The sequence below is a fragment of the Bartonella sp. AD328YNZD genome, from assembly GCF_042196425.1.
The window spans coordinates 1-7,477 of record NZ_JBHIQG010000054.1 but is presented as its reverse complement, the minus strand read 5'-3'; the positions used below and the strand labels follow the sequence as shown (position 1 = coordinate 7,477).

Below are 7,477 nucleotides of genomic sequence, written 5' to 3'. Positions count from 1 at the left end.
ACTGGAGTATGACCAAGTGCAATACTAAAAAAAGCCACCCACGACAATATGGCAACAATCACCATAAAGCTACATGTTATCAATTCACTCGCACGATCTCCTATCGTTTTCCCACCTAGTGCAGCAATGAGAAAACCCAAAAGCGGAAGAAAGACAATCGTATAATACATCACTGGTTAGCCTTTCATTACATTAACATCTTCAACCGCAATGGAACCACGATTACGGAAAAAAACGACAAGAATTGCTAAACCAATGGCAGCTTCAGCAGCTGCTACGGTTAAGACAAATAGAGCAAATATCTGCCCAACGAGATCATGAAGAAACGCTGAAAATGCAACAAAATTAAGATTAACTGAGAGTAATATAAGCTCAATAGACATCAAGATAATAATCACATTTTTTCTGTTGAGAAAAATTCCAGCAATACCAATTGTAAACATCAAAGCAGAAACTGTGAGATAATGCGTAATATCAATATACATCTATATAGCCCCCCTTAAATACCTTTTCCTGATTCAACTTGCTTGATTTCAATGGCACTTTCTACCGTTCTAGAAACTTGCTCTGCAATAGATTGCCTCTTTACTCCTAATTTATGACGAAGTGTTAAAACAATAGCACCAATCATTGCAACCAATAAAATTATTCCAGCAATTTGAAAATAGAAAACATAATCCGTATAGAGAATATCTCCTAATGCCTGTGTATTTGTTCGCTGCGCTAAATCAGGCATTGGTTGCGTAATATGCGCTCTCAAGACTGGAGAAAAATAGCTACTTACAAAAACAACAATCAATTCTACAGCGATAATAACGCCAATAAGAGCTCCAATAGGAGCATACCGAAGAGTTCCACTCTTTAACTCAGCAAAATCGACATCAAGCATCATAACGACAAATAAAAATAAAACAGCGACAGCTCCAACATAAACAACAAGCAGAATAAGCCCTAAAAACTCTGCTCCTGCAAGTAAAAATAAAGCCACAGCATTAAAAAATGCGAGGATTAAAAACAAAACAGAATGCACTGGATTGCGTGCTGTAATAACAATAACTGCACTTGTTAGCATAATAAAAGCAAACAAATAGAAAAATGCCGCCGCTAGATCTGTTAGCATAGGCTTCTCCTTAATTATTCAAACAATTGGTATAAACTTCATACCAGATTACAATTTATCGGAAAACTATCCGACACCTCATTTAATGATACACTTAACGGTAAGGTGCATCCATCAATATATTTCGAGCAATTTCTCGTTCCCAACGATCTCCATTCATTAAAAGTTTTTCTTTATCATAATAGAGTTCTTCACGTGTTTCTGTTGCAAATTCAAAATTTGGTCCCTCAACAATAGCTTCTACCGGACACGCTTCTTGACAAAAACCGCAGTAGATACACTTAACCATATCGATATCATAACGGACAGTTCTCCGTGTACCATCATTACGTCGCGGACCTGCCTCAATTGTAATCGCTTGTGCAGGGCAAATTGCTTCACATAATTTACAAGCAATACACCGTTCTTCACCATTTGGATAGCGACGCAATGCATGCTCACCACGGAAACGGCCAGATACAAAACCTTTTTCATAAGGATAATTAATTGTGGGCTTTGGTGAAAAAAATTGACGCATAGCTAAGAAAAAAGCACTCACGAATTCCAATAGAAGAAGTGACTTTGCCGCCTGAATGAAACCTGACATCGTAAAATCTCCTCTTAAACGAAATCCGTAAATTTTAAAAAAGAAGCAGTTATCACAACCATTGCTAGTGAGAGAGGAAGAAAAACCTTCCAACCAAGCCGCATGAGCTGATCATAGCGATAACGTGGAACAAAAGCTTTAACCATAGCAAACCAAAAAAATACAAAACAGACTTTTAAAACAAACCAAATGATACCAGGAACCCAATTAAGCCACCAAACATCTAAAGGAGGCAGCCAACCGCCCAAAAATAGAATGGTTGTTAATGCGCACATTAAAACAATCGCAACATATTCACCTAGAAAGAAGAGCATGTAAGGCGTTGAAGAATATTCAACCATATGACCAGCAACAAGTTCAGATTCTGCTTCTACCAAATCGAACGGAGGACGGTTTGTCTCTGCAAGCGCAGAAATAAAAAATATAATAAACATTGGAAAAAGGACCAACCAATTCCAATCGAGAAAACTGTTAAAAGGAAGACCAAGAGTTGTACCAAGCCCGTGCGTTTGTTTAAAAACAATTGTTGTGAGATCTAACGAACCACTTATTAAAATGACACTCACAAGCACAAAACCAATGGAAACTTCATAAGAAACCATTTGTGCCGCCGAACGAAGAGCTCCTAAGAAAGGATATTTTGAATTTGATGCCCATCCTCCCATAATAACACCATAAACTTCAAGAGATGAAATGGCTAAAATATAAAGCAAGCCAACATTAATCTTTGCAACCTCCCAGCCCTCATTGACAGGAATAACAGCCCAAGTTGATAAAGCAAGTGTCGCTGAAACAAAAGGAGCTAAAAGAAAAACACCCTTATTTGCACCTGCAGGGATAATAGGCTCCTTAACAACAAATTTAATTAAATCTGCAAAAGACTGTAGCAATCCCCATGGACCAACAACGTTTGGTCCACGACGCAATTGCACCGCAGCCCAAATCTTTCTATCTGCGTAAAGAAGATAAGCAACTAAGATCAAAAGAACGACTAAAAGAAGCAGTGTTTTTCCAACGATAATAAGTAATGGCAACAGCCAAGTCATAAAGAAATCATACATCATTATTCCTTTTCCTTTGCCTTTACTCTACAGTTTGCGTAACACGGTTTTTTGCAAGAGATGAACATTCAGCCATAACGGCAGAAGCACGTGCTATCGGATTTGTCAAATAAAAGTCTTTAATCATAGAAGTAAATGTTTGACTCTCTAGAGAAACCATTTTTGAACCAAGCACCTTAAGATTACTTATATCAGAAGGCACTATATCATCAACGGCACAAAGATGTGGATAATCATTAAACAAATATTGTCTTAATTGAGAAAGAGAATCAAAAGGAAGCCTTTGTCCTAAAACATCCGATAAAGCACGCAAAATAGCCCAATCTTCTTTTGCTTCACCTGGAGCAAAACCAGCCCGATTTGTCATTTGAACACGCCCTTCTGTATTTACATAAAGCCCTGATTTTTCAGTATAAGCAGATGCAGGCAAAATAACATCAGCAGCATGCGCACCATTGTCACCATGGCTACCAATATAAACTATAAAAGCTTTTGTATCAGCTAATTCTACTTCATCAGCACCAAGTAGAAATAAAATTTCACAGGTTTTTAGAATATTGGCAACCCCAAGCTTAGAAGTAAAGCCTATATCCAACCCTCCAACAGTTGATGCTGCATTATGAAGAACTCCAAATCCATTCCATGTCTCACTAAGAGCACCTATATCATCCGCTAATTTAGCAAGATTTTTTAAAACAGGTAAACCTTCATTTCCTGAAATTGCTCCCTCTCCAATAAGAATAAGGGGCCTCTTTGCTTCTCTTAAGACATTTAAAAAAGCATCCTCTCCCCGAATAAGTGTCGTTAATGTATCACTTCCAGATCCAAGGTAAGAATAAGGATAACGTAAATCAACTTTCTCTCCAATTAATGCAATAGGAAAATTTCCTATTCGTTGGCGCTTTAAAATGCGTGCATTTAAAACAGCCGCTTCATGACGTGGATTAGATCCCACAATAAGCAGAGCATCAGCCTGTTCAATACCTGCAATTGTAGGATTAAAAATATAACTCGAACGCCCAAACTCAGGCGATAAAGCAACCCCTCTTTGGCGACAATCAAAGAGCGTTGAGCCCAACGAACTCAATAATGCCTTAAGGGCGTACATTTCTTCAACAGAAGCAAGATCTCCAGCAATGGCTCCAATTTTTTCTGGAAAAATTTTAGAGATCACCATTTTAATTTTTGCAAAAGCTTCTGTCCAACTGACAGGTTGAAGCTTTCCATCTTTGCGTACATATGGCCTATCAAGCCGCTGAGTCCGTAATCCATCCCAAATAAAACGCGTTTTATCAGAGATCCATTCCTCATTTACATCTTCATTCGTGCGCGGCATAATCCGCATAACTTCACGACCGCGGCTATCAATACGGATAGCACTACCAAGCGCATCCATCACATCGATCGATTCCGTTTTGACCAATTCCCACGGACGGGCATGAAATGCATAAGGTTTTGAGGTTAAAGCCCCTACAGGACAAAGATCAATAACATTTCCCTGTAATTCAGATGTCATAGCTTTTTCAAGATACGTCGTAATTTCAGCATCTTCACCACGACCGATCAAACCAAGCTCAGAAATACCTGCTACTTCCGTTGTAAAACGAACACACCGTGTACAATGAATACACCGTGTCATAACAGTTTTGACAAGAGGTCCAATATATTTATCTTCTACAGCACGTTTATTTTCTGTATAACGAGAACAATCTCGCCCATAAAGCATTGCTTGATCTTGAAGATCACATTCTCCCCCTTGATCACATACTGGACAATCCAAAGGATGATTAATGAGAAGAAATTCCATAACACCTTCACGTGCTTTTTTTACCATCTCCGTATTGGTAAAAATCTCAGGCGCTTCACCGTTAGGTCCTAACCGTAAATCACGAACCCCCATAGCACAAGAAGCCTGAGGTTTTGGAGGACCACCCTTAACCTCAACCAAACACATGCGACAATTTCCAGCAATTGACAAAGATTCATGAAAACAAAAACGTGGTATTTCTGCCCCAGCTGCCTCGGCAGCCTGAAGCAGCGTGTAGTAATCAGGAACTTCAATCTCTTTGCCATCAACTTTGATATTTATCATCACCCATCCAACCTGCGGATAATCCACTTAAAATTTGCATTCGGTTGCTCTTTAAAAAATTTTCTATCCCACGACTTCCAAAGCAATATTTTTTCTTTGGACGACATTTCGCGTATATTCATCAATTCTACGTTCAATTTCTGGACGGAAATTACGAATCAGCCCTTGTACAGGCCACGCTGCAGCATCGCCAAGAGCACAGATAGTATGCCCTTCAACTTGTTGAGAAACCTCAAATAAAAGATCAATCTCGCGTTTTTGCGCTCTTCCCTCAACCATACGTCCTAAAAGACGCATCATCCAACCCGTCCCCTCACGACACGGTGTACACTGACCACAACTCTCGTGCTTAAAAAAAACAGCTATACGCCAAATTGCTTTGATAATATCGGTTGATTTATCCATAACAATCATTCCCCCTGTGCCAAAAGAAGACCCGACATCTCGCATCCCATCAAAATCCATAATCGCATCGATCATATCCTCACCACGGACGACTGGACAAGAAGCCCCCCCTGGAATAACTGCTAAAAGATTATTCCATCCACCACGAATACCACCCGTATGTTTTTCAATTAATTCACGGAATGAAACACCAAGAGCGTCTTCAAATGTACAAGGGGCGTTAACATGCCCTGAAACCATAAATAATTTTGTGCCAACATTATTCGCCCGCCCAATTGATGAAAACCACGAAGCTCCTCGCCGCAAAATTGTTGGAACAACGGCAATGGACTCTACATTGTTGACTGTTGTTGGACAGCCATAAATCCCCATATTAGCAGGAAATGGTGGTTTAAGCCGAGGTTGTCCCTTTTTTCCCTCAAGACTTTCAAGAAGGGCCGTTTCTTCACCACAAATATAAGCACCGGCTCCATGATGAATGATAATATCGCAAGCATGCCCATATTTTGTTTTTTTGCCAAGCAAACCTGCATCATAACATTCATCAACGGCAGCCTGTAGCGCTTCACGCTCACGAATATATTCACCACGAATATAAATAAAAGCAACATTGGCTCCCATAGCAAAAGTAGCGATTGCACATCCTTCAATCAAAGTATGGGGATCATGCCGTAAAATATCACGGTCTTTACATGTCCCAGGCTCTGATTCATCAGCATTGACAACCAAATAATGAGGACGCCCATCACTCTGCTTTGGCATAAAAGACCATTTCATTCCGGTAGGAAAACCAGCACCACCACGACCGCGTAAACCCGACGCCTTCACCTCATCAATAATCCAGTCACGACCTTTGTCAATAATCCCTTTCAGACCATTCCAATGTCCACGCGACATCGCAGCCTTTAATGATTTGTCTTTTAAACCATAAATATTGGTGAAGATACGATCTTTATCAGCTAGCATACCCCACCTTTTTTTCTATTGCCCGTAGCATTTTTAGCTTTTCCTCAAATGCAATTTAAAAAAAATCTTGAAACTTTCTACTTTTAATCAAATGTTGTTATAAATGAGTGACATAATGGAATATCTTTTCAAAAAATTTTTACTAAGATTCCATTCCCTTATTATCCTTTTTCTTTGATCCCTTGAGAGATTTACTTTTTTCTTCATCATCAAGAAGAGATGTTAAACCACTAATTGGCTCCGATGATTTACGACTATTTTGCGGACCAACAGCTATCTCAGGACCCTTTCCCGCCTCAAATGCATCGATAATCTCTTCAAGGCGTTCCGCTGTAAGATCTTCGTAAGTATCTTTAAAAATCATAACCATGGGAGCATTAACACAAGCACCAAGACACTCCACCTCTTCCCATGACAATGTTCCATCCTGATTGGTTGTAAAAGGCTCATGATGAATTTTTTTCTGACAAACTTTAATCAATTCATCAGAACCACGTAACATACAAGGCGTTGTCCCACAAACTTGAATATGCGCTTTTGTTCCAACAGGCTTAAGCTGAAACTGAGTATAAAAAGTAGCAACTTCTAAGACACGGATATATGCCATAGAAAGAATTTGAGCGATATGTTCAATTGCAGCACGTGTCACCCAACCATCTTGCTCTTGCGCACGCATTAATAACGGAATGACAGCTGATTGCTCACGCCCGACAGGATACTTTTCTATAGTATTTTTTACCCATATTTGATTTTCTTTTGTAAAAGAAAACTCTGCGGGCTGATAGATATCATCTGCAAGACGGCGTACGGACATTAGCGATCAACCTCCCCAAAAACAATATCAATCGAACCCAAAATAGCTGTAGCATCCGCCAACATATGGCCTCGAGTTAAAAAATCCATAGCTTGGAGATGAGCAAATCCAGGAGCACGCAACTTGACACGATAAGGCTTATTGGTTCCATCAGAAACAAGATAAACACCAAACTCACCCTTTGGAGCCTCTACAGCAACATACACTTCTCCAGGGGGCGTGTGAAACCCTTCCGTATAGAGTTTAAAGTGATGAATCAGTGCCTCCATTGAGCTTTTCATTTCGCTCCGCTTTGGTGGTACAATTTTGCGATCCAAACTCGAAACTGGTCCATTCTTTTCAGTCCCCAGTAACCGTTCTACGCATTGACGCATAATTTTCGCTGATTGACGCATTTCTTCCATACGAATAAGATAGCGATCATAACAATCAC

General features: G+C 39.7%; 7 protein-coding genes and 1 pseudogene. All 8 read right to left on the bottom strand.

Annotated features, from left to right (window positions below):
- Nucleotides 1–176: 176 nt before the first annotated feature.
- Nucleotides 177–485: an NADH-quinone oxidoreductase subunit NuoK gene (gene nuoK, locus ACFIO3_RS04295; protein WP_015856359.1), complete on the bottom strand. Its 309-nt coding sequence runs from the start codon at nt 483–485 to the stop codon at nt 177–179.
- 14 nt (nt 486–499) lie between these two features.
- Nucleotides 500–1,120, bottom strand: coding sequence for an NADH-quinone oxidoreductase subunit J (locus tag ACFIO3_RS04290; protein WP_375615197.1), 621 nt, complete (start codon nt 1,118–1,120; stop codon nt 500–502).
- Between the two features lie 94 nt (nt 1,121–1,214).
- On the bottom strand, nt 1,215–1,706 hold the full coding sequence (gene nuoI / locus ACFIO3_RS04285; RefSeq protein WP_375606836.1) for an NADH-quinone oxidoreductase subunit NuoI: 492 nt from the start codon (nt 1,704–1,706) through the stop codon (nt 1,215–1,217).
- A 14-nt stretch (nt 1,707–1,720) separates the two neighbouring features.
- Nucleotides 1,721–2,767: an NADH-quinone oxidoreductase subunit NuoH gene (gene nuoH / locus ACFIO3_RS04280; protein ID WP_375606922.1), complete on the bottom strand. Its 1,047-nt coding sequence runs from the start codon at nt 2,765–2,767 to the stop codon at nt 1,721–1,723.
- A gap of 22 nt (nt 2,768–2,789) precedes the next feature.
- Nucleotides 2,790–4,859 (bottom strand): NADH-quinone oxidoreductase subunit NuoG, encoded by a 2,070-nt coding sequence (gene nuoG / locus ACFIO3_RS04275; RefSeq protein WP_375686542.1) that lies wholly within the window; start codon nt 4,857–4,859, stop codon nt 2,790–2,792.
- A 63-nt stretch (nt 4,860–4,922) separates the two neighbouring features.
- Nucleotides 4,923–6,230 carry an NADH-quinone oxidoreductase subunit NuoF gene (gene nuoF / locus ACFIO3_RS04270; RefSeq protein ID WP_375606834.1) on the bottom strand — a complete coding sequence of 436 codons (1,308 nt, stop codon included), beginning with the start codon at nt 6,228–6,230 and terminating at the stop codon, nt 4,923–4,925.
- A gap of 142 nt (nt 6,231–6,372) precedes the next feature.
- A complete protein-coding gene (gene nuoE, locus ACFIO3_RS04265; RefSeq protein WP_375606833.1) occupies nt 6,373–7,044 on the bottom strand; it encodes an NADH-quinone oxidoreductase subunit NuoE in 672 nt (223 codons plus the stop codon).
- Nucleotides 7,044–7,477, bottom strand: a pseudogene (locus tag ACFIO3_RS04260) (NADH-quinone oxidoreductase subunit D); the annotation flags it as partial. The pseudogene ACFIO3_RS04260 and the gene nuoE, both read right to left, overlap by 1 nt.

What these genes read in the sequence shown, in the direction of transcription:
- ACFIO3_RS04290 (WP_375615197.1), bottom strand. Translation starts at nt 1,120, where the DNA reads ATGCTAACAGATCTAGCGGCGGCATTTTTCTATTTGTTTGCTTTTATT.
- nuoH (WP_375606922.1), bottom strand. Translation starts at nt 2,767, where the DNA reads ATGTATGATTTCTTTATGACTTGGCTGTTGCCATTACTTATTATCGTT.
- nuoF (WP_375606834.1), bottom strand. Translation starts at nt 6,230, where the DNA reads ATGCTAGCTGATAAAGATCGTATCTTCACCAATATTTATGGTTTAAAA.
- nuoE (WP_375606833.1), bottom strand. Translation starts at nt 7,044, where the DNA reads ATGTCCGTACGCCGTCTTGCAGATGATATCTATCAGCCCGCAGAGTTT.
- nuoI (WP_375606836.1), bottom strand. Translation starts at nt 1,706, where the DNA reads ATGTCAGGTTTCATTCAGGCGGCAAAGTCACTTCTTCTATTGGAATTC.
- nuoG (WP_375686542.1), bottom strand. Translation starts at nt 4,859, where the DNA reads ATGATAAATATCAAAGTTGATGGCAAAGAGATTGAAGTTCCTGATTAC.
- nuoK (WP_015856359.1), bottom strand. Translation starts at nt 485, where the DNA reads ATGTATATTGATATTACGCATTATCTCACAGTTTCTGCTTTGATGTTT.